The organism is Halomonas sp. SS10-MC5 (assembly GCF_015992245.1).
Classification (GTDB): domain Bacteria; phylum Pseudomonadota; class Gammaproteobacteria; order Pseudomonadales; family Halomonadaceae; genus Halomonas; species Halomonas sulfidoxydans.
This window is the reverse complement of sequence record NZ_CP065435.1, coordinates 3983808-4004093: the sequence shown is the minus strand read 5'-3', so window position 1 is coordinate 4004093 and position 20286 is coordinate 3983808. Positions and strand designations below refer to the sequence as shown.

Annotated in this window: 22 protein-coding genes; 11 read left to right on the top strand and 11 right to left on the bottom strand. The window is 68.6% G+C overall.

Annotation, left to right across the window (positions count from 1 at the left end):
• Window position 1 precedes the first annotated feature (1 nt).
• The 4 genes from I4484_RS18700 to I4484_RS18685 are packed head-to-tail and all read left to right on the top strand — an operon-like array spanning window position 2 to window position 3772.
• Window positions 2-1213 (top strand): ABC transporter substrate-binding protein, encoded by a 1212-nt coding sequence (locus tag I4484_RS18700; RefSeq protein ID WP_197448676.1) that lies wholly within the window; start codon window positions 2-4, stop codon window positions 1211-1213.
• The gene (locus I4484_RS18695; protein WP_197448675.1) at window positions 1201-2202 is read left to right on the top strand and encodes a PQQ-dependent catabolism-associated beta-propeller protein; all 1002 of its coding nucleotides are present in this window, start codon (window positions 1201-1203) and stop codon (window positions 2200-2202) included. Before I4484_RS18700 ends, I4484_RS18695 begins: the two co-directional genes overlap by 13 nt.
• Window positions 2199-2972 (top strand): ABC transporter ATP-binding protein, encoded by a 774-nt coding sequence (locus tag I4484_RS18690; protein WP_234283758.1) that lies wholly within the window; start codon window positions 2199-2201, stop codon window positions 2970-2972. Before I4484_RS18695 ends, I4484_RS18690 begins: the two co-directional genes overlap by 4 nt.
• The gene (locus I4484_RS18685; protein WP_330932874.1) at window positions 2963-3772 is read left to right on the top strand and encodes an ABC transporter permease; all 810 of its coding nucleotides are present in this window, start codon (window positions 2963-2965) and stop codon (window positions 3770-3772) included. Before I4484_RS18690 ends, I4484_RS18685 begins: the two co-directional genes overlap by 10 nt.
• Window positions 3773-3777: 5 nt before the next feature.
• Here I4484_RS18685 and I4484_RS18680 read toward each other — a convergent pair whose 3' ends face one another.
• From I4484_RS18680 to I4484_RS18655, 6 genes are all read right to left on the bottom strand, one after another.
• Window positions 3778-4170 carry a cytochrome c family protein gene (locus I4484_RS18680; RefSeq protein WP_197448674.1) on the bottom strand — a complete coding sequence of 131 codons (393 nt, stop codon included), beginning with the start codon at window positions 4168-4170 and terminating at the stop codon, window positions 3778-3780.
• A 6-nt stretch (window positions 4171-4176) separates the two neighbouring features.
• Window positions 4177-4539, bottom strand: a complete 363-nt coding sequence (locus tag I4484_RS18675; protein ID WP_197448673.1) for a hypothetical protein — start codon at window positions 4537-4539, stop codon at window positions 4177-4179.
• Window positions 4540-4649: 110 nt separating this feature from the next.
• Window positions 4650-5039, bottom strand: a complete 390-nt coding sequence (locus tag I4484_RS18670; protein WP_197448672.1) for a hypothetical protein — start codon at window positions 5037-5039, stop codon at window positions 4650-4652.
• A gap of 73 nt (window positions 5040-5112) precedes the next feature.
• The gene (locus tag I4484_RS18665; protein ID WP_197448671.1) at window positions 5113-5424 is read right to left on the bottom strand and encodes an AzlD family protein; all 312 of its coding nucleotides are present in this window, start codon (window positions 5422-5424) and stop codon (window positions 5113-5115) included.
• Window positions 5421-6146, bottom strand: coding sequence for an AzlC family ABC transporter permease (locus I4484_RS18660; RefSeq protein ID WP_197448670.1), 726 nt, complete (start codon window positions 6144-6146; stop codon window positions 5421-5423). Before I4484_RS18660 ends, I4484_RS18665 begins: the two co-directional genes overlap by 4 nt.
• On the bottom strand, window positions 6143-7138 hold the full coding sequence (locus tag I4484_RS18655; RefSeq protein ID WP_197448669.1) for an LLM class flavin-dependent oxidoreductase: 996 nt from the start codon (window positions 7136-7138) through the stop codon (window positions 6143-6145). The genes I4484_RS18660 and I4484_RS18655 overlap by 4 nt, the downstream gene beginning before the upstream one ends.
• Window positions 7139-7308: 170 nt before the next feature.
• Here I4484_RS18655 and I4484_RS18650 point away from each other — a divergent pair, with 170 nt between their 5' ends.
• The 5 genes from I4484_RS18650 to I4484_RS18630 all read left to right on the top strand — a co-directional run bounded on the left by I4484_RS18650 (window position 7309) and on the right by I4484_RS18630 (window position 12263).
• Complete coding sequence (locus tag I4484_RS18650) at window positions 7309-8943, top strand: BCCT family transporter (protein WP_197448668.1); 1635 nt, start codon at window positions 7309-7311, stop codon at window positions 8941-8943.
• 100 nt (window positions 8944-9043) lie between these two features.
• The gene (locus I4484_RS18645; RefSeq protein ID WP_197448667.1) at window positions 9044-9220 is read left to right on the top strand and encodes a hypothetical protein; all 177 of its coding nucleotides are present in this window, start codon (window positions 9044-9046) and stop codon (window positions 9218-9220) included.
• Between the two features lie 12 nt (window positions 9221-9232).
• Window positions 9233-9931 carry an extensin family protein gene (locus I4484_RS18640; protein WP_197448666.1) on the top strand — a complete coding sequence of 233 codons (699 nt, stop codon included), beginning with the start codon at window positions 9233-9235 and terminating at the stop codon, window positions 9929-9931.
• Window positions 9932-10003: 72 nt separating this feature from the next.
• Complete coding sequence (locus tag I4484_RS18635; RefSeq protein WP_197448665.1) at window positions 10004-10951, top strand: cobyrinic acid a,c-diamide synthase; 948 nt, start codon at window positions 10004-10006, stop codon at window positions 10949-10951.
• A gap of 79 nt (window positions 10952-11030) precedes the next feature.
• Window positions 11031-12263, top strand: a complete 1233-nt coding sequence (locus I4484_RS18630; RefSeq protein ID WP_234283757.1) for a toxic anion resistance protein — start codon at window positions 11031-11033, stop codon at window positions 12261-12263.
• Here the strand turns inward: I4484_RS18630 and I4484_RS18625 are convergent.
• The 4 genes from I4484_RS18625 to I4484_RS18605 all read right to left on the bottom strand — a co-directional run bounded on the left by I4484_RS18625 (window position 12260) and on the right by I4484_RS18605 (window position 16677).
• Complete coding sequence (locus I4484_RS18625) at window positions 12260-12607, bottom strand: hypothetical protein (protein ID WP_197448664.1); 348 nt, start codon at window positions 12605-12607, stop codon at window positions 12260-12262. The genes I4484_RS18630 and I4484_RS18625 overlap by 4 nt on opposite strands.
• Window positions 12608-12676: 69 nt before the next feature.
• The gene (locus tag I4484_RS18620) at window positions 12677-13939 is read right to left on the bottom strand and encodes a GGDEF domain-containing protein (RefSeq protein ID WP_197448663.1); all 1263 of its coding nucleotides are present in this window, start codon (window positions 13937-13939) and stop codon (window positions 12677-12679) included.
• Window positions 13936-15297, bottom strand: a complete 1362-nt coding sequence (locus tag I4484_RS20935) for an ABC transporter substrate-binding protein (protein WP_234283756.1) — start codon at window positions 15295-15297, stop codon at window positions 13936-13938. The genes I4484_RS18620 and I4484_RS20935 overlap by 4 nt, the downstream gene beginning before the upstream one ends.
• A gap of 267 nt (window positions 15298-15564) precedes the next feature.
• Window positions 15565-16677 (bottom strand): PQQ-dependent sugar dehydrogenase, encoded by a 1113-nt coding sequence (locus tag I4484_RS18605; RefSeq protein WP_197448662.1) that lies wholly within the window; start codon window positions 16675-16677, stop codon window positions 15565-15567.
• Between the two features lie 126 nt (window positions 16678-16803).
• Between I4484_RS18605 and I4484_RS18600 the strand changes: the two genes are divergently transcribed.
• Together I4484_RS18600 and I4484_RS18595 are read left to right on the top strand one after the other, a co-directional pair.
• On the top strand, window positions 16804-18189 hold the full coding sequence (locus I4484_RS18600; RefSeq protein ID WP_197448661.1) for an MFS transporter: 1386 nt from the start codon (window positions 16804-16806) through the stop codon (window positions 18187-18189).
• Window positions 18186-18935, top strand: a complete 750-nt coding sequence (locus tag I4484_RS18595; protein WP_197448660.1) for a sulfite exporter TauE/SafE family protein — start codon at window positions 18186-18188, stop codon at window positions 18933-18935. The genes I4484_RS18600 and I4484_RS18595 overlap by 4 nt, the downstream gene beginning before the upstream one ends.
• A gap of 17 nt (window positions 18936-18952) precedes the next feature.
• Here the strand turns inward: I4484_RS18595 and I4484_RS18590 are convergent, their stop codons facing one another.
• The gene (locus tag I4484_RS18590) at window positions 18953-20188 is read right to left on the bottom strand and encodes a homoserine O-acetyltransferase (RefSeq protein ID WP_197448659.1); all 1236 of its coding nucleotides are present in this window, start codon (window positions 20186-20188) and stop codon (window positions 18953-18955) included.
• Between the last annotated feature and the right edge of the window lie 98 nt (window positions 20189-20286).

Below are 20286 nucleotides of genomic sequence, written 5' to 3'. Positions count from 1 at the left end.
CATGAGCACATTACCGCGTTCCCTTCGCTGGCTGGCGCTGGGGGGGCTGGCCTGTGGCCTGGGTTGGCCGGCGCTGTTGGCGGCCGAGACGCTGGAGCCCATCGTCGTGGGCTACCTGGGCATGGAGCGCCCCGACGACCGGGAGCCGCTTTCGGTGCTCGACCCCGTGCTCGACGACGAAGGCGTGCAGGGCGCCCGCCTGGGGATCAGCGACAACAACGCCTCGGCGCAGTTCCTGGGGCAGGAGTTCGTGCTGCACGAGGCGGAAGTGGCCCAGGGCGGCGACGTCGGTGCGGCGCTGGAGGCGCTGGTCGAACAGGGCGTGGAGTGGATTGTCAGCGGCCTGCCCGGCGAAGCCGTGAGCGAGCTGATGGCACATCCCGCGCGCGGCGATCGGGTGGTGTTCAACGCCGGCTCGCCGGACGACGCGCTGCGCGGCGAGGCGTGTCATCCCGCGCTCTACCACACCACCCCCAGCCGGCGCATGCTGGCCGATGCCCTGGCCCAGTTCCTCGGCTTCAAGCGGTGGGATCGCTGGGCGCTGGTCTACGGCAACACCGAGGAGGATCGGATCCTGGCCGAGGCGCTGCGCGCCGCCGCCGAGCGCTACGGCCACCGCATCGTGGGCGATCGGCAGTGGCCTTACGACCCCATGGCGCGCCGCGCCGAAGGGGGCTTTCATGCCATCCAGCGCGAGATCCCGGTGTTCGTGCAGGAGCTGCCCGAACACGACGTGCTGGTGATCGCCGACGAGACCGACTATTTCGGCGAGTACTTCCCCTACCAGACCTGGCTGCCGCGGCCGGTGGTCGGCACCCAGGGGCTGATCGCCACGCCCTGGCACCGCGCCCACGAGTCCTGGGGAGCGGTGCAGCTGCAGCGCCGTTTCGAGGAGCACGCCGAGCGCTGGATGACGCCGCGCGACTTTGGCGCCTGGCTGGCGGTGCGTTCGCTGGGCGAGGCGGCGGCGCGCACCGGTTCCGTCGAGCGCCAGGCGATCCTCGACTACCTGCTCGGCGAGGAGTTCGAGCTGGCCGGCTACCTGGGCCTGCCGGTCAGCTATCGCCGATGGAACCACCAGCTTCGTCAGCCGATCCTGATCACCGGGCCGCGCATGGTGGCCTCGGTGTCGCCGCAGGAAGGCTACCTGCATTCACGCACGCCGCTCGATTCGCTGGGCGCCGACGAGGGGGAATCGACATGCCGCTTCTGAATCGCCGCGAAACGAGGCTCGAGCATGGCCTGCTCGGGCTGGTCCTGGGGGCGCTGACGCTGTTGCCCGCGAGTGCCCAGGCGGAGCGGATCTTCGTCTCCAACGAGAAGGACAACACCGTCTCGGTGATCGACGGCGACTCCCTGGAAGTCGTGGAAACCATCCGCGTCGGCCGCCGTCCCCGCGCCATGGCCTTCAGCAGCGACGGCAGCGAGCTGTTCGTGGCGGTGGGCGACGACGAATCCATCGACATGATCGACCTCGAGACGCTGCAGGTGGTGCGCAGCCAATCCGCGGGCGACGATCCGGAGGTGATCCGCGTCGACCCCAACCGCCCCCACGTCTACGTCTCCAACGAGGACGACAACATCGTCTCGGTGCTCGACTACCAGCGGCGCACCCTGGTCACCGAGATCCCGGTGGGAGTCGAGCCGGAGGGGCTTGGCATCAGCCCCGACGGGCGCTGGCTGATCTCCACCAGCGAGACCTCCAACATGGCGCACATCATCGACCTCGAGGCTATGGAGGCGGTACATCATCGCCTGGTGGGGGCTCGGCCGCGGCATGCCGAGTTCACTCACGATGGCCGCAAGGCCTGGGTCTCGTCGGAGATTGCCGGCACCGTCTCCATCCTCGACATGGAGGAGAGCTTCGATGTCGAGCACGTGATCCGCTTCGACGTGCCCGGGGTGCCGCGGGAAACCGTGCAGGCGGTAGGCGTCGCGCTGACCTCCGACGGGCGCTATGCCTTCGTCGCCCTGGGGCCCTCCAACCGGGTGGCGGTGATCGATCAGCAGAGCTACGAGGTGCTCGACTACCTTCTGGTCGGCCAGCGGGTCTGGCACCTGGCGCTCAACGGCGACGAGAGCCGGCTCTACACCACCAACGGCGTCAGCGGCGACGTCACCATGATCGAGGTGGACGGCCTGCGGGCGGTCAAGTCGATCCCGGTGGGACGCTTCCCCTGGGGTGTGATCGTCGAGCCGTGAGCGACGCCAACGTTCGGCATGGCGAAGCGGTGCCTGCCCTGGAGATCCGCCAGCTGAGCTTTGCCTACGGCGACAGGTGGGTGCTCGATGATGTCTCCCTGAGCGTCGAGGCCGGGGAGTTCGTCGTGCTGCTCGGCCCCAATGGCGCCGGCAAGACCACGCTGTTCTCGCTGATCACGCGGCTGCACGACCGCCGCCAGGGCGAGATCCGCATCGGTGGCTATGACGTGCGTCGCCAGGCGGTGCAGGCCCACGCCCGCATCGGCGTGGTGTTTCAGCAGCCGACCCTGGATCTCGATCTCAGCGTGGCGCAGAACCTCGCCTACCATGGCGCCCTGCACGGCATGGGGCGGCGCGAGGCGAAGGCCCGGGCGCTGGCGCAGCTCGAGCGCGTAGGCCTCGACGATCAGCGGCGCACGCGGGTGCGGCGCCTCTCCGGCGGCCAGCGGCGGCGGGTGGAGATCGCCCGTGGCCTGATGCACGGGCCGCGCCTGCTGCTGCTCGACGAGCCTACCGTGGGGCTCGACATCGCCTCGCGCCGCGAGCTGGTCGAGCATGCCCATCGGCTGTGCGCCGAGGAGGGCGTGGCGGTGCTGTGGGCCACCCATCTGATCGACGAGGTACGCCCCGGTGACCGGGTCGTGGTGCTGCACCGCGGGAAGCTGCTGGCCGACGAGCGCACCGAGGCGCTCACCGCCCGGCTCGGCGTCGAGACCCTGGGCGAAGCCTTCGATCTGCTGGTCGGGGACGAGGAGGCCGCATGCAAGTGATGCCCTGGCTGCACTGCCTGCGCGGCGTGGTGGGGCGCGAGCTGCTGCGCTTCCTGCACCAGCGCAGCCGTTTCCTGGCCGCGCTGGTGCGGCCGCTGGTGTGGCTGTTCGTGTTCGCCACCGGCTTTCGCATGGCGCTGGGTGTCGCCATGACCGAGCCCTACCAGACCTACATCCTCTACGAGGTCTACATCGTGCCGGGGCTGGTGGGCATGATCCAGCTGTTCAACGGCATGCAGAGCTCGCTGTCCATGGTCTATGACCGCGAGATGGGCAGCATGCGGGTGCTGCTGGTCAGCCCCTTCCCGCGCTGGTACCTGCTGCTGTGCAAGCTCCTGGCCAGCACCCTGGTCTCGGTGGTGCAGGTCTACGTGTTCCTCGCCATCGCCTGGGCCTACGGCATCCAGGCGCCCCCGCTGGGCTACCTCTACGTGCTGCCAGCGCTGCTGGTGACGGGGTTCATGGTCGGTGCGCTGGGGCTGCTGCTCTCTTCCCTCATCCGCCAGCTGGAGAACTTCGCCGGGGTGATGAACTTCGTCATCTTCCCGCTGTTCTTCCTCTCCTCGGCGCTCTATCCGCTGTGGCGCATCCGTGAGGGCAGCTACCTGGTCTACCAGATCGCCGCGCTCAACCCCTTCACCCATGCCGTGGAGATGATCCGCTTCGCCATGTACCAGCGCTTCAACGCCGAGGCGGTGACGATCAGCGTGGCGGTGGCGGCGCTGCTGCTGGCGCTGGCGATTCTCGGCTATAACCCTTCCCGGGGACTGCTGGCACGCAAGGGGGGCGGCGGCGACTGAGTGCGTCAGGGCTCGGCGACGCTCTCCAGGTAGTCGATGATGCGGCCGCGCGAGCGTTCGTCGAGCCCCCACAGCACCATGCGGGTGCCAGGCAGGAAGGCATCGGGCCCGGCGAGGAAGGCGTCGAGGGTCTCGCGGTTCCACACATGCTCGGCTTCTTGCAGCGTCGGCGAGTAGTCGAAGTCCGCGAGGCTGCCGGCCGCGCGGCCGAACACGCCGTGCAGGCTGGGCCCGGCCAGGTGCCGGCCGGGCTCGATGCTGTGGCAGCCGATGCACTGCGAACGGAACAGGCGCTCGCCCTCGGCAAGCTCGGCAGCGATGCCCGGTGTCGGGATGACGAGCATCGCCAGCGCGAGGCCGATCGGCGGCAGGCCGAAGGAGCGGCGGGGGCGCGTCACGTGGCCTCAGAAGCAGCGCAGGTTGGCGTCGGCCTGGGCCTGACGCAGAGCGTCGACCTGGTCCTGCATGCCGCGCTCGGTGCGGAACAGCACGCCGAGTTCGCCGCGTTGGTCCTGCATGCCCAGCACCGTCTCGACCTGCTCGTAGGTGGCATAGGGCAGATGCTCGGCGATCACGTCGATGCTGCAGGCGCACTTCTGCATGGTCAGGTAATCGTTGCCGTTGGAGGCCATGCAGCCCAGCACGTAGTCGACGCGTGCCTCGGTGGGGTAGTCGTTGGCCAGGCTCGCCGCGGCGAGGGGGAGCAGCAGGCAGGCGAGCGCCGTCTGGCGCAGCGCGCCGGCCGCTGTCGTCCGAAGTCGAGGCATTGTTGTTGTCTCCGGAAGCATTCGGGATCGTATGGCTCAAGGTATGGCAGTCCGGCTACCTTTTCCACTGCATAGCGTGGCTTGTCGACTTCGCGCCGTGAGGCGGGCGGTCATCCCCTGCGCTCATCGTCGCGCACCTCGTAGTCGCCCTCGAGCAGCTCATGCTCGCCCGCTCCGGGATTCCCTCGATAGCGGGTCTCGCGGTAGTGGGTCTCGCGGTAGTGGTAGCCGCCGCCGGCGTCCTTGGCTTGCTCGGCGCGGATCTGCTCGAGGCGCTTCTTCATGCGGTAGCGCACGATCGGCAGCATGGCCCAGCCCAGCAGCAGGAAGAACAGGCCGAGCACGGTGCCGACGATCAGCAGCAGGCCGAACAGTAGCCAGGTGACGATGAGCTTGAGCCCACCCAAGGGGCCGCGAGGGGCCTGCCGCGCCCGGGAGCGCCATTGCTGGGCCGCCTGCCAGGCAGCGTTGCGGCGCGGGTCGTTGTCGAACATGAGCATCTCCGATGATGGCGCCGCCAAGCGGCGTGCGGAATGGCTGTCCCTTTGAGGCTACGGGCCGGGGATCGTTCCCCTATGCGAGCAGCCGCCACAGCGCTGCGGTCGCGATGCCGGCGCTGATCGCCGCCAGCGTCTTCTGCGTGGCCAGCATCACCGCGAGCGTGGCCACCAGCGCCAGGCGTGCGCCCCAGTCGCCCTGGAAGGCCATGGGCGTGATCACTGCTACCAGCACCGAGCCCGCCATGGCGTTGATGAAGCGCTCCACCCTGGGGCCGATGGGAATCCGCGCCATCACGAACACACCACCGGCGCGGGTCATGTAGGTGACTAGCGCCATGAGGAGGATGGCGACGACCGCTCCCACCAGCGTCGAGGGCAGGCTCATGCGGCGGCCTCCCGCTCTCCGTGCCCGGGCGAAACCAGCAGGCCGGCCAGTCCGCCGGCCAGGGCGCCGACGATCACATGGGAGTGAGGCGGCAACCAGGCCATGGCGGCCAGCGCGGCCAGCGCGGCGGCGCTCCACGGCAACAGCATCGACAGGTCGCGTCGTCCGCCCACCAGCATCGCCAGCAGGAAGCAGCCCATGATCACGTCGAGGCCGAAGCGCTCGGGCTCGTCGATGCCACTGCCGAAGAGCACGCCGAGCAGCGTGCCGGCAAGCCAGGTCAGCCACAGCGCGATGCCGCCGCCCACCAGCATGCCGACGTTGGTCTCGCCCCGCTGGCGATCGGCGGCGGCCATGGCCCAGTTGGAATCGCTCATCACCACCAGGCTGGCGTAGCGCTGTGCCGGAGGGAGATGCGCCAGCCACGGCTGGATGGCGGCCCCCATCAGCAGGTGGCGGGCGTTGATGGCGAAGGTGGTGGCGACCAGCGGCAGCAGCGGAATTTCGGGGCCCCACAGCTCCAGGGCGGCGAACTGCGAGGCACCGGCGAACACCAGCGCACTCATCAGCACTGCTTCGAGGCCCGAGAGCCCGCGCGACAGCGCCGCCACGCCGAAGGCCAGGCCGAAGATCACCACGAACAGCGACAGCGGCGCCATGCGACGGATGCCGGCGAGGACGCCGGCGAGATCGAGCCGGGCCCCGGGGGTGGACGTGGTCATTGGCGCCACACCTCGGCGACGATCTCGTAGCTGCGCAGGCGGTCGTCGTGGGCATAGAGGTCGCTGTTGAGCATCAGCTCGTCGGCGCCGGTCTGCTCGAGGAAGCGCTCGAGCCCCTCGCGCACGGTGTCGGGCCCGCCGATCACTGCCGCGCCGAGGAACTGCTCCACCTGGACCCGCTCCATCGGCGTCCAGTCGAGGGTATCGACCGGCGGCAGCGAGCGGGTACGGCGGCCGCGCACCATGCCGAGGAATTTCTGGCGGGTGGTAGAGGCAAGCCACTCGGCGCGCGCGTCGTCCTCGGCGGCGATCACCGGCAGCCCGACCATGGCGTAGGGGCGCTCGAGCCGTGCCGAGGGGCGAAAGTTGTCGCGATAAAGGCGCAACGCCTCGTGCAGGTAGCCCGGGGCGAACTGGGCGGCGAAGGCGAACGGCAGCCCCTCGCGGGCGGCGAGCTGGGCGCTGTAGCCGCTGGAGCCGAGCAGCCACAGCGGCACCCGGGTGCCCTGGCCGGGCACCGCACGCACGCGCTGGCCGGGTTGCTCGTCGTCGAGAAAGCCCTGCAGCTCGGCGAGCAGCTCGGGGAAGTTCTCGGCCCCGGCGTAGGGGTCGCGGCGCAGCGCGGCCATGGTGGCGGCGTCGGAGCCAGGGGCGCGCCCCAGCCCCAGGTCGATGCGGCCCGGGTAGAGGGTCTCCAGGGTGCCGAACTGCTCGGCGATGACCAGCGGCGGGTGGTTGGGCAGCATGATGCCGCCGCTGCCCACGCGGATGCGCGAGGTGGCGCCGGCAATATGGCCGATCAGCACCGCGGTGGCGGCACTGGCGATGCCGTCGAGGCTGTGGTGCTCGGCCAGCCAGTAGCGGGTGAAGCCGAGGCGTTCGGTCAGCCGTGCCAGTGCCACGCTCTCCGCAAAGCTGTCGGCGATGGTACCGCCCTGGCGGATCGGTGCCAGGTCGAGCACGGAAAGCGGGGTATCGGAAAGTCGGGACATGTTCGAGACTCGTCGGAAACTTAGCCTGCTTGGTTTCTCCAGAATCGTCGCGTCGGCGCCTCGATGCAATGGTTTTATGGTCAGGAAGGGCACCGATGCCAGTGATTTGTGTGGCGTCGGGGTTGGGCTGCTAGGATGAGGGCGTCCAAGGACGGAACGAGGAGCGCCTTATGGCCAATCACGGAGGGCAGCGGGTCTTTGCCGCATCAGCCCTGATCATCCTGGCGCTGGTGGCAGCCGGTGCCGGTTTTCCCGAGGCATTCGCTGCCGCCGCCGATACCGCGCTCGGCGCCGTCACGCGGCTGTTCGGCTGGTTCTACCTCTTCTCGGTATTCGGCTTCGTCATCTTCCTGCTGGCCCTGGCCCTCAGCAAGTACGGCAAGGTCCGCCTCGGGCCTCAGGACAGCACGCCGAGCTTCAGCTTCTTCTCCTGGGTCAGCATGCTGCTGGCGGCCGGCTTCGGCGTGGGGCTGGTGTTCTACGGCATGGCCGAGCCGATGCTGCACTACGTCGAGCCACCCTACGCCGATGTGCCCGCCGAGAGCACCGAGGCGGCGCGCTATGCCATCCAGTACAGCTACTTCAACTGGGGCATCCACCAATGGGCGGCCTTCTCGGTGGTGGGGCTGATCATCGCCTACTTCCAGTTCCGCAAGGGGCAGGCCGGGCTGGTCTCGTCGGTGCTGTCGTCGATCGCCGCCAAGTACCCGCGGGTGCGGCCCTATGCGCCGACCCTGGACGTGTTCGCCGTGGTGGCCACCGTCATGGGAGTGGCGACCTCGCTGGGGCTGGGCGTGCTGCAGCTCAATGGCGGCTTCAACGCCGTGTTCGGCCTGCCCGAGAGCGGACTGTGGCAGTTCGTCATCCTGCTCGCGATGTTCCTGGCCTACATGGCCTCGACCTGGTCGGGGCTGGACAAGGGCATCCGCCGGCTCTCCAACCTCAACATGATCCTGTGCATTGGGTTGATGCTCTACGTGCTGGTGACCGGCCCCACGGTGATGATCCTCGAGACCATCACCCTTGGCATCGGCGATTACCTGCAGAACTTCATCGGCATGAGCCTGCGTATCTCGCCGTTTTCCGACAACACCTGGGCGGCCAACTGGACCATCTTCTACTGGGCCTGGGTCATCGCCTGGTCGCCCTTCGTCGGTACCTTCGTGGCGCGCGTGTCGCGCGGGCGCACCATCCAGGAGTACGTCTTCGGCGTGCTGATCGTGCCGCCGCTGCTGGCCTGCCTGTGGATCGGCGTGTTCGGCGGCGCCGCCCTGCACATGGAGCTGGCCGGCGACGCCGGGCTGGCGGCGGCCACCGAGGACAACATCACCGTGGCGCTGTTCGAGATGTTCGAGCTCATGCCCTTCACCGGCGTGCTATCGGTGATCGCCATGCTGCTGATCTTCATCTTCCTAGTGACCTCGGCCGACTCCGCCTCCTACATCGTGGCGCAGATGACCGACAACGGTTCGATCAACCCACCGCTGTTCAAGCGGGTAATCTGGGGCGTGCTGATCGCCGCCATCTGTCTCACCCTGATCGTCGCCGGGGGGCTGACCGGGCTGCAGTCGGCGGCGGTACTCTCGGCGCTGCCCTTCACCTTCATCCTCTACGGCATGATCGTGGTGCTGGTCCGCGAGCTGCGAGCCGACCGCCAGTCCATGCTCACCCAGCTCTATCGCCGCCATGGCGAGACACCAGTGGGGGCCGACGCCTTCGAGGCCGAGGCGCTGGGGGAGCAGGAGCGTCTGCGGCGTGCGCCCAACGTGATCAATCGGCGCATCAATCGGCGCGAAGGCGGTTAGCGTCCGCCTCCCCTTGCGGCGCCGGGGCGTCGATTGCCGGTAGCCAGGCACGGGCGCAGGTCGTAAGCTCTGGGAGGAATGGGGAACCGGACGTCAACCAATGTCTCTCATCGGCTCACGCCGACGGGCGCTTCCACGAGGCGCCACCCGCCGGCGGCAACCGGGCCGCGGGCGTCACGACCGCTTCGACCGCTGGCTCGACCGCGCGGTGGACATCGCCGTGTTCACGGCCCTGACGGTGGGCGGCGTGGCCCTGGTACTGCATCTGTTGTTGTAGCGTCGAGGCGAGATGCGTTCATTGCTGGTGCTGGTCGTGCTGATGGCTGCCGCGGTGGCGGCCTGGTGGCAGTTCGAGGCGCGTATTCCCTCCCACTGGCACCCATGGAAGCCGCTGAGCGTCGGCGACGCCTTGACGCCGGTGACCAAGTGGAAGCTGCAGCGCCTGGCCGGTGACCGCGAGGCCTGCCTGACGGCGCTCGATACGGCACCTGAGGGGGCGCTGCGGATGACGCCACTGGACGACCACGAGCCGGCGCCCGGCTGTCCGCTCGAGAACGTGGTGCGGATCCATGGCGGCGAGATCCAATTCAACGCCAGCTTCGTCGCGAGCTGCCCGCTGGCGCTGGCCTGGGTCATGTACGAACGCCAGCGTCTGCAGCCGGCGGCCGAGGCCCACTTCGGCAGCCGCGTGGCGCGCGTCGAGCATTACGGCAGTTTCGCCTGTCGTAACGTCTATGGCCGTGCGGACGGCCGGCGCAGCGAGCACGCCACGGCAGAGGCCCTCGACGTGGCGTCCTTTCGCCTGGAGGACGGGCGCCGCATCACCCTGCGCGAGCACTGGGGGGGCGAAGACGCGCGAGGCGCCTTCCTGCGTGACGCGCGCGACGGTGCCTGCGACCTGTTCGGCAACGTGCTGGGCCCGGCCTACAACCGCGCCCATGCCGACCACTTCCACTTCGGCATGCGCGGCTTCCGTATGTGCCGCTGAGGCGGTCGGGCTCGCACGCCGTCGACGGCCCCCGTACACTCAGAGGCATCCACCCGTTGGCGCACGAGGCTTATGCTGGAATTTCTGCAGGGGTTCTCCTATGGGCTGTTCGTCACCTGCCTGCCGTGGTGCCTGGTCGGGCTGGCCAACCCGCGCCTGGCGCTCGCCAACGACAACCCCAATCGTCTGCAGGTGCTGTTTCGCTACTGCCTGCTGGTGCCCTTCATCAGTACGGTGCTGTGGCTGACGTCGCTGTGGGGCGGTTTCGGGCCGAGCCTGGGCGGCTGGCTCGCCGGACTGGTGGCGGTGGGGGTATCGCTGCCCGTGGAGCGCGGCTGGCGGCGCTGGCGCGCGCGACGTCATCAGCGCCGACTGCAGGAGCGGCTGGCGGCCGAGAGCGAGCGGCGGCGCGCCGAGCAGGAGCGTGCCGCGCGGGAGACCGGCGTGGCCGAGCTGGACCCGGCACGGCCGCCGGTGGGGGCCGACGAGCTGGTGCTGTCGCTGTGCCGGGCCAAGCAGGGGCTGCTCGACGTGAAGCGTGCCGACCTGGCGAGCCAGGTCGATCGCTTCTACACCCGCTACGCCCATGTGATGGAGTTGCTGACGGCGCGCTTCGACCGTAGCGAGTTGGCCTTCGAGCGCTCACGCGGCCTGATCACCGAGGTCTGCCTCGGGGCGGTGGATACCTTCACCTCCATGGCCGCCCAGGCGCGTGGCGTGATGGGGCTGGACGGCGACTACGTGCGCCGACGCCTGGCCCAGGAGCAGCGTCGGCTGTCCGTCGAGGAGCGCATCGCGCTCAAGCGCCGACTCGAGCTGATCGAGGAGACCGATCGCCGCCTGCGTCGCCTGGTGGCGCGCAACGAATCGGCGCTGACGCTGCTCGACGATACGGCGGTGGCGCTGGCCCGGATCGAGACGGGGCGCCCGCAGGCCACCCTCGCCACCGACCGGGCGCTGGAGGAGCTGCGGCGCTTCATCGAGGGGGCGGAGCGCTACAGCCGCCAGGAACGACGTTGAGGCTCTCGCCGACGGCGTTGAGCCAAGCACCGGCCTGGCTTGCTAAGGTGTGGGAAAGAGCCTGAAGAGGGAAGCGCTTATGAAACCATCGTCCGAACGTGGCTCGCCGCTCTCGCTGCCACCGGTGGAACAGATCGCCAGCGAGCTCGAGGACATCGCTCCCGAGGCGCATGGCGGCGAGGAGATCGTGGTCGACGACCCCGAGCTCGAGCAACTGGCGGCGTCGTTCGTCGACGAGGTGCTGGCCAGCGAAGGCGCCGCCCTCGACCGCCAGCGCCGCGCGGTGGATGAAATGGGGCTCGAGCTGCAGCAGCAGGCGGCGCATCACAGCGAGATGTTGCAGGCGCCGCTGCGCAAGCTGGCCCACCAGGGCGACGAGGGCGGGCCGGTGGCCAAGGCGCTGATCGACCTGCGCGGGCACATGCAGGATCTCGACCCGCATCAGCATCGCCTGGCATCGGGACCGTTCGACCGCCTGCTGTCGCGCATACCCGGCGCCGGCAGCCGCGTGCAGCGCTACTTCCGCAAGTTCGAGAACGCCCAGCAGGCGCTCGACGCCATCATCGCCGACCTGGAGGGAGGGCGCGACCTGCTGCAGCGCGACAACATCACGCTCAGCGACGACCAGGAGAGCCTGCGCCAGCTGTTGGGGCGACTGCAGCGCCAGATCGACCTGGGGCGCCTGATCGACCGGCGCCTGGCGCAGGCGCTGGAGCGGCTCGGCGACGCCCACCCGCAGCGTGCCTTCATCGAGGAGGAACTGCTGTTCCCGCTGCGCCAGCGCATCGTCGACCTGCAGCAGCAGCAGGCGGTCAGCCAGCAGGGCGTGCTGGCGCTGGAGGTGATCATCCGCAACAACCGCGAATTGATTCGCGGTGTCGACCGCGCGATCCACGTCACCGTCTCGGCGCTGACCGTGGCCGTGGCCGTGGCGCTGGCGCTGGCCAACCAGCGCCTGGTGCTCGACCGCGTCGAGTCGCTCAATACCACCACCTCGGAGATGATCGCCGGCACGGCGAGAACGCTGCGCCAGCAGGGGGTGGAGATCCAGACCCGGGCCGCCTCGGCCCAGCTCGACATGCAGGCGCTGGAGCAGGCCTTCGACGACGTGCTGGGTGCCATCGACGACCTGTCGCGCTACCGTCAAGAGGCCCTGCCCCAGCTCGACGCCCAGATCGACCGCCTGGCCCAGCTGGCGCGCCAGGGAGGTGCGGCGGTCGACAGGCTGCAGCGCGGCAGCGAGGTCCAGGCGCCCGCTTCGGCAGACGACGAATCTTCGCCGGAGCAGGCGCGCAGGGAGCGTCCCTCCTAGGGCGAGCCCCCGGGCGAGCGGGGCCCGCCGGCGTCCTCGTCGTCGACGTCCCTGGGCGGCGGCTCGTGTCGCTGGGCGTCGCGCAGCGCCTTGCGCATCAGCTCCCAGGCATCGTCGAGCCCCTGCTGCAGGGAATCCCAGGCCGCTTCGCTGGCAAACTGCAGCTCCTCGAGCCGCCGGCGGGTCTCGTCGCGGCGTCGTCGCAGCCGCTCGATATCGTCGTGGTACCGCGTCTGCGCCTCGGCGCCCGCCTTGCGCGCGCGGGCGGCCAGTGCGTCGATCTCGGCGTTCCATTCGTCCAGTCGGGCCTTCATCTGCTCGACGAACTCATCGCGTCTGTTCATGGCTACTCCGCCTCCGGCTGATGCTACTCCTATCGATTCCCCGCCGCCGGGCCGGTTCCGCGGTCGTGCTCAGGTCTGTGCGGCCACCCGGTCGCGGCCCTGGTGCTTGGCACGATAGAGCTGGCCGTCGGCCTGGGCCATCAGCTCCTCGATGCCGGTGTCGTCGTGTGCCGGCCTGCTGCTGGCCACCCCGAGGCTGGCGGTGACACGGCCGGCAAGGGTCGAGTGGGCGTGCGGGATGTCGAGGGCACGGATCCGCTCGTGGATCCGGCCGGCCACTCGCAGGGCGCCCTCCAGGTCGGTGTCGGGCAGCACGCAGACGAACTCTTCGCCCCCGTAGCGGGCGACCAGGTCCGAGGCGCGGTGCACCACCCCGGCGAGGGCCTCGGCCACGGCCCTCAGGGTGTCGTCCCCGGCGACGTGGCCATAGTGATCGTTGAACTCCTTGAAGTGATCGATATCGATGAAGATCACCGAGAGGGCGTGGCCGTTGCGCCGGGCCCGCTGCCATTCGCGCTCGATGAAGGTGTCGAAGTGGCGACGGTTGGCGATGCCGGTCAGGCCATCCATGGTCGAAATCTGGTGGAGCTGGTCGCGCTGGTCGAGGCCGCGCTGGAAGGCCTGGAGCAGCTGGTCGACGCTGTCCACCAGATGCCCCAGTTCGTCGCTGCCATGTCGCCCCATGGCGGGCTTCGGCCAGCGCCCGGGCTGGCGCGGGTCGGTGTCGACGATGGCCGCATGCACGCGCAGCAGGGGGCGGGTCACGAACCAATGGAACACCAGGGCGAGCAGGGCGGCGATGGCCAGCGCCTTGGCGACGCCCAACGAGAAGATGAGCAGGCTGCGATCGGTGAAGTCGCGTGCCAGGCGGTCGAGCGCCAGGGTCAGCTCGAGTTCGCCGATCGGTTGGGGCGGGTTGTCGGAACCCGCCTGGTAGTGCAGCGTGCGCCGGTAGTGGAGGATATCGTCGAACAGGGCATGGGCGACCCAACCGGAGACGGGGCCGGACTCGCGCTGGCGCGCGGCCATGGTGCGACCGAAATCGTCCGTAATGGCGGCGCTGGCGACGCGGCCACCGTTGAACAGCCCGTCGATGACCTGGGCCGCCAGCTCGGGGTTGAGCTGAAAGGCGGCTTCCGCCGCGGTGCCGTGGACCAGGTCGAGGCGGTAGCGGGTGTCGCTGACGATCTCCTGGCGCATCGAACGGGCATCGAGGGCCAGCTCGATGACGCCGGCCAGGATGCTGAGCAGCAGGGCGATGGCCAGGGTGAGGCCGGCCTGCTTGGCGGTCAGGCTGCGCCGGCCGGGTTGACTGCCGGGCGCTAGGCTCACTGGCGCGCCTCTGCGACGGCCCGCGCCCGATCGAGAGCCGCCTGCAGCCGGGCGATGAACTGGTCGGGAACCGAGGGGTGGCAGGCCAGGTAGAGATCGACCTCGTTGAAGGCGAACAGCCGGCGCAGCGACAGGCCGGCCTCCTCGGCGAGGAGCTGGGCGGTCTGCTCGCCGGTGACCCAGGCATCGATCAGCCCGGCCTGCAGGCGGCCGATGTTCTCGCGCTCGGCGCTGGCAACCACGATGTTGACCCCTTGGCTGGCGGCGTACTGCCCGACGGCATCCTCGCGAAAGCTGCCTACGCGGAGGTCGGCCAGGTCGTCCAGCGAGTCGGCCTCGATCTCGGCCCCGTCGAGGACGAAGGCGGCCCAGGTGCTCGATACCAGCGGCCCCACCCAGGTGAACAGCGACTCGCGCTCGGGTGTACGGGTGGTCGAGTAGACGCAGTGGCGTTCGCGCAGCTGGGCCTCTGTCAGGGCGCGGGCCCAGGGCAGCAGGCGGAAGTCGGCCTCGAGTTCGGCGTCATCCAGCGCTGCCCGCAGGAGTTCGGTGGCGCTCCCCGTGATCGTGCCGTCGCCGTCCTGGTAGTTGTAGGGTGGGTACTCCTCGGTATTGAAGGCAATGGTGCCGCCGAGGATCTCGCTGACGACGCCCTGCTTGCGCAAGCGATCCAGCGCCGCCTGCATTCGGGCCACCAGCGCGGGATCGGTGTCGCGGTGTAGGGCGTAGTAGAGGTCGGATTCGCTGATGGTCAGGGCGGGAACGAAGTCGGTGGTGGGCAGCCCCTCCTCCTGCATCAGCCAGAAGGCCACGTCTTCGCCGTAGGCCCACAGGTCGACCCGGCCACGCTCGAGCATGCGCAAGGCGCTGACGTTGGAGATCGCCGCATGGATCTGGGCCTCCGGTACCCCGGCTTCCTGCAGCCGCTGGGCGCCGATGTCTTCGCGGATGACGGCGATGCGATAGCCGCCGGCGATGACGTCCTCGATGTCGTTCAGCTGGATGTCGCTGTCGCGCCGGGCGATCAGCGTGACCCGGTCGGTGGCGATGGGCCCCACCCACTGGAACAGCGCTTCACGCTGCTCGGTGCGCGTGGTGGAGAAGAGTACCGTGCCCGGCTCGGAGAGGGCGGTATCGTAGCCACGTACCCAGGGATAGTAGAGCACGTCGTCACGGGAGAGCTCGGTATCGGTTTCGGCAAAGACCCGTTCGAGCAGCTCGATGGAGATACCTTCGAGGCGATCGTCGTGCCGATAATTGTAGGGGGGGTACTCCTCGGTGATGAAGGTCAGCCCTTCCAGGCTGCCTGCTGCCGGAAACGGGAGCAACACTAACATCAGCATCAGCCATTTCTTCATGCGCCCTGCCTCTGCCTGCTTATTCTTCTGGCCTCCCGCAAGGCGGCGTCGGCCACGGCTCTGAGCCGGTTGCCTGCGCTGGCTTACCCAGGCCATCTCTGGACGAAGCCCAACGCAGGACAAACCTGCTTAACCCAGGTTAACAATGATAATGCCCGTGGCATGGCGAGAAGTGAAGAACAGCCTACTCCACGCTGGCGAACGATACGCCATGTGAACAGTCAGGCTGCCCGTCAGCGTGGGCTGGCCGCATGGCGTGGAGCGCGCTCACTCCTCGGGTTCGAGCCGATAGAGCGTGCCGTCCTCGTCGCCTATGAGCACGTAAAGGTAGCCATCCGGGCCTTGGCGCACCTCGCGTACCGGCCCTTGTGGCTCGTCCAGGAGCTCTTCCCTCTCCGCGATTTCGCCGCCATTTACCTCGAAGCGATAGAGCTGTTCGCTCTCGAGCCCGCCGACGAGCAGGTTGCCCTCCCACTGCGGGTAGTGCGCGCCGTTGACCACGGCCAGGCCCGATGGTGACACGTCTTCGGCAAAACGGTAGGCAGGCTCGACCACGTCCTCCTCGTTGAACAGCCCGCTGCCGGCGTCCTCCACCAGCACCTCCGAGTCTTCGGCTTCATCTGCCCAGCCGTGGTTTCGGCCGCGTTGCAGGAGCAGCAGTTCGTCATGCCCGTTGCTGCGGCTTTCCACGGCCCAGACGTTGCTGCGTTTTTCGTCAACGGCCAGCCCCAGCACGCGCCGATGCCCCCAGGAGTAGATCTCCGGCAGGTAGCCGGCCTCTTCGAGCAGCGGGTTGTCCTCGGGGGCCAGGCCCTGTGGATCGAGGCGCAGGATCGACCCGGCGTGATCCTGGGTGTCCTGGGCCCGGCCGGGTGTGCCGCGGTCACCGACGGACATCAGCAGGGTGTCGTCGCCCATCCAGGCCAGCCGCGAGCCGGGGTAGGTGCTGGGCTCCGAGCGCCGGTTCTGCTCGAACAGCTCCTCCACGTCGACCAGACGGTCGCCGGCCAGGCGGCCCCGTGCCAGCGCCGTGGCGGTGGAGTCTACATCCCCGCTCGAGTAGGTGAAGTAGATCCAGCCGGTGTCGGGGTAGTCGGGGGAGGCGGCGATGTCGAGCAGGCCTGCCTGGCCCTCGACATGGATGCCGGGCAGGCCTTCGACCTCTTGCCGTTCGCCGTTGTAGAACGTCTGGATCTGTCCGGTGCGTTCGCTGATCACGTAGAGGTCGCCGGGCAGTATGGCCACGCCCCACGGCTGCTCGAGATCTTCTGCCACGGGTACCAGCCGCAAGTCCTGATGTTCGGTGCTCAGGGTCAGCTCTTCGGCATGCGCCGATGCCGCGGCCAGCATCACCAGGGGGATAGCACTCAAGCGTTCCATTGCCTGCCTCCAGTCCGGAATGTAGTACCCAGTGTAGTGAAAGCCGCCAAGTCGTCATGCCTGTCCCGATATGCTGGTAGGCTAGGCGCTGGCAATCCGGGGGCAGGGCGAGGAGGGCAGGCACAGATGAGCGTGATACCGGCCGTTGGCGGTACGACACCCAGGCCGCGGGCGTCGAAGCGGGAGATCTTCGGGTGGGCGATGTTCGACTTCGCCAACCAGGCCTATACGCTGCTGATCATCACCGTGGTGTTCGGCGAGCTGTTCACCACCGTCATCGTCGGTGATCGCGGCGACGGCTTCCGCCTGGCCAACCTGCTATGGAGCCTGGCTCTGGCCGTGAGCTACCTGCTGGTAGTGGTCACCGGCCCGCTGTGCGGGGCGGTGATGGACTACCGGGCGGCCAAGAAGCGTTTCCTGTTCGTCAGCTACATCGCCACCGTGGTGGCCACCGCGCTGCTCTATTTCGTCGCTCCCGGCTATGTGCTGCTGGGGCTGTTGCTGATCGTGGTATCCAACTACGCCTATTCCATGGGCGAGTCCTTCATTGCGGCGTTCCTGCCCGACCTCGGCCCGCCCCAGGACCTCGGCAAGATCTCCGGCTTCGGCTGGGCGCTGGGCTACGTCGGCGGCCTGTTTGCCGCCGGGTTCACCCTGGTGGCACTGGGCGAGGCCAGCGCCGAGAACTTCGAGCGCATCCGCTGGGTGGGGCCCTTCGCGGCGGCGTTCTTCCTGATCACTGCCATTCCCACCTTCCTCTGGGTGAAGGAGCGCGGCGACCCACAGCCGCATGTCAAAACCTACCGCGAAATCGCCTGGGAGCGCGTCTCCACCACCCTGCACGAGCTGCGGCGCTTTCGCGACCTGGGCGTCTTTCTGGTGTCACTGCTGTTCTCCATGGCCGGGGTCTACATCATCATCGCCTTCGCCTTCATCTACGGTGCCCAGGTGATCGGCTGGGACGAATCGATTCGCAACGTCATGTTCATCATCGTGCAGGTCACCGCGGCGGCCGGCGCGCTGGGCTTCGGCTTCCTCCAGGACCGGATCGGCACCAAGTTCACCTACCAGTTGACCCTGCTGCTGTGGGTGGCGGCGATACTCGCCATCTGGGCCACGCCCGAGGTGACCGCCTGGCTCAACGCCAGCCTGGGGCTGGAGTGGGAGGCCCAACACCTGTTTCTGGTCGTCGGCTGCCTGGCCGGACTTTCGCTTGGCTCAAGCCAGTCGGCCAGCCGTGCCCTGGTGGGGCTGTTCTCGCCCACGCGCAAGGCCGCCGAGTTCTTCGGTTTTTGGGGGCTGGCTAACAAGCTGGCCGGCGTCTTCGGCATCGTCGGCCTGGGGCTGCTGCAGTCGGTGGTGGGGCTGCAGGCTTCGATCCTGCTGTGCGCGGTACTGTTCGTCGTTGCCATGCTGATCTGCCTGGCGGTGAACCAGGCCCGGGGGGAGCAGGCGGCGGCCGAGTGGGAGCGGTGCAACGGCCACGCCGCGGCGGGAAGCGCCGTGCGATGAGCCTGGATCCCTTGCTGCTGGTGCTGGTAGCGGCGACCTTCGTCGTCGCCGGTCTGGTCAAGGGCGTGATCGGCATGGGCATGCCCACGGTCTCGCTGGCCTTGCTTGCGGCCACGGTGGGGCTGCCGTCGGCCATGGCGCTGCTACTGGTCCCGACCATCGTCACCAATGTGTGGCAGGCGCTGGTCGGCGGTTACCTGCGCCAGATCCTGCGCCTGCTGTGGCCCTTCCTGCTGGCCTCGGTGGTGACCGTGTGGCTGGGGGTCGGCATTCTGGCCAGGGTCGACGTGCGCTGGCTTTCCGGCTTGCTGGGGGTGCTGCTCGCCTTCTATGCCCTCGCCGGGTTGTTCAACCTTGGCCTTGCTGCGCTGGTCAGCCGTGGCCGCTACGCCGCGCCGGTCAATGGCGCTTTGACTGGAATGCTGACCGGCATGACGGGCTCCTCAGTATTTCCCGGCGTGGCCTACCTGCAGTCCCTCGGGCTGCCGCGGGACATGCTGATTCAGGCCATGGGCGTCCTGTTTGTCGCGACCACCACGGCGCTGGGCTTCTCCATGGGCGAACAGCGTCTGCTCAGTGTGGAGCTGGGAGTGCTCTCTCTGGGAGCGGTGGTGCCGGCCATCGTGGGCATGCAGCTCGGCCAGCGGCTGCGTCAACGGCTTTCGGAGTCCACCTTTCGGCGGGTCTTCCTCAGCGGTCTGCTGGCCATGGGTGCCTATCTGCTGGTGCGCTCCCTGGCGGGCTGATGCCAGGGAGCGGGACCTCATTCGGCGAGGAAGGAGCGGATGCGATCGCCGGCCTGGTCGATGGCGACCACGCCGTCGAGATGGCCGCGATTGCCCTCCAGCGAGACCAGTTCGACTTCGGTGCCGTCGGCCTCGATCAGTTCGGCGGTCTGGCGTACGCCCTGCGGCGCGAAGACCAGGTCGTCCTCGCTGTAGAGGATCAGCGTGGGCGCCTCGATGCGCGCCAGCCCCTCTTCGAGGCTGTCGCCGTGGCCGGTGATGAAGGCCTGGTTGGCCTTCACCAGGTAGAGCAGGTGGTTGGCGTCGGCCAGTTCGGCCCGCGAGGCGGCGATGTCGTCGAGGGTCTGCTCAATGGCGTAGCGTGCCTCGAGCTCGCGGGTCGGGTCGGCATCCTCGTCGGCCCAGCTGCGGTCGAAGGTGGCGTTGGCCCACTGCCAGTGGTTGGCGTTGAGGGTGACGAGCTTGAGCGACTCGCGCAGGCCGTCCAGCGGTGGCTCGCCGTCATAGTAGTCGCCGCCGTTCCAGTTGGCGTCCAGGCGAATGGGGGCGGCCCAGGCGCCCAGGGTGGCGAGCAGCCAGGGGTCGGAAACACCGCCGCCGATCACCGGGATCAGCCGCTCGACCCGCTCGGGGTAGGCGCTGGCCCACTCGTAGGCCTGCAGCGCTCCCATGGAGGCGCCCATCACCGCGTGCAGTCGTTCGATGCCCTGGCTCTCGAGCAGGGCCTTCTGCACCTCGACGAAGTCGCGGATGGTGACCAGCGGGAAGTCGGTGCCCCAGGGCTCGCCGGTCTCCGGGTTGGTGGTGGCCGGTCCGGTGGTGGTCACGTTGGGGTCGTGGGCATTGAGGTTGACCAGCGTATCCGAGGCGATGATGTAGTATTCGTCGGTGTCCAGCGGCTTGCCGGGACCGATGATGGCGTCCCAGTAACCGGGCGCGGCGTCATCCTCGGCGTAACGGCCGGCGGCATGGCTGGTGCCGGAGAAGAAGTGGGTAATCAGGATGGCGTTGTCCTTCGCCTCGTTGAGTTCGCCGTAGGCCTCCCAGCCGATGCGCAGCGGGGCGATGGTCTCGCCCCCCGTGCTGGTGTAGGTCTCCATCTCGAAGACCTGTTTCTCCACCAGCTCGTCCCAGCCCAGCGCCGAGGCGCTGGCGCACAGCAGCAGAGCGACGAGTGGGGGGGCGGCCAGGCGCCTCGCGCTGGGGGAATGACGGCGAGCCAACCGGGTCGAAGATTCGATGCTCTCACGCATGGGGCTTATCCTTGTTCTTGTTGAAGCCATGGCCGACGGGCGTTGCCTTCGGCGCATGTCGCGGTTTCACTGGCTAAGGAAACTTGCCGCCCTTCAGT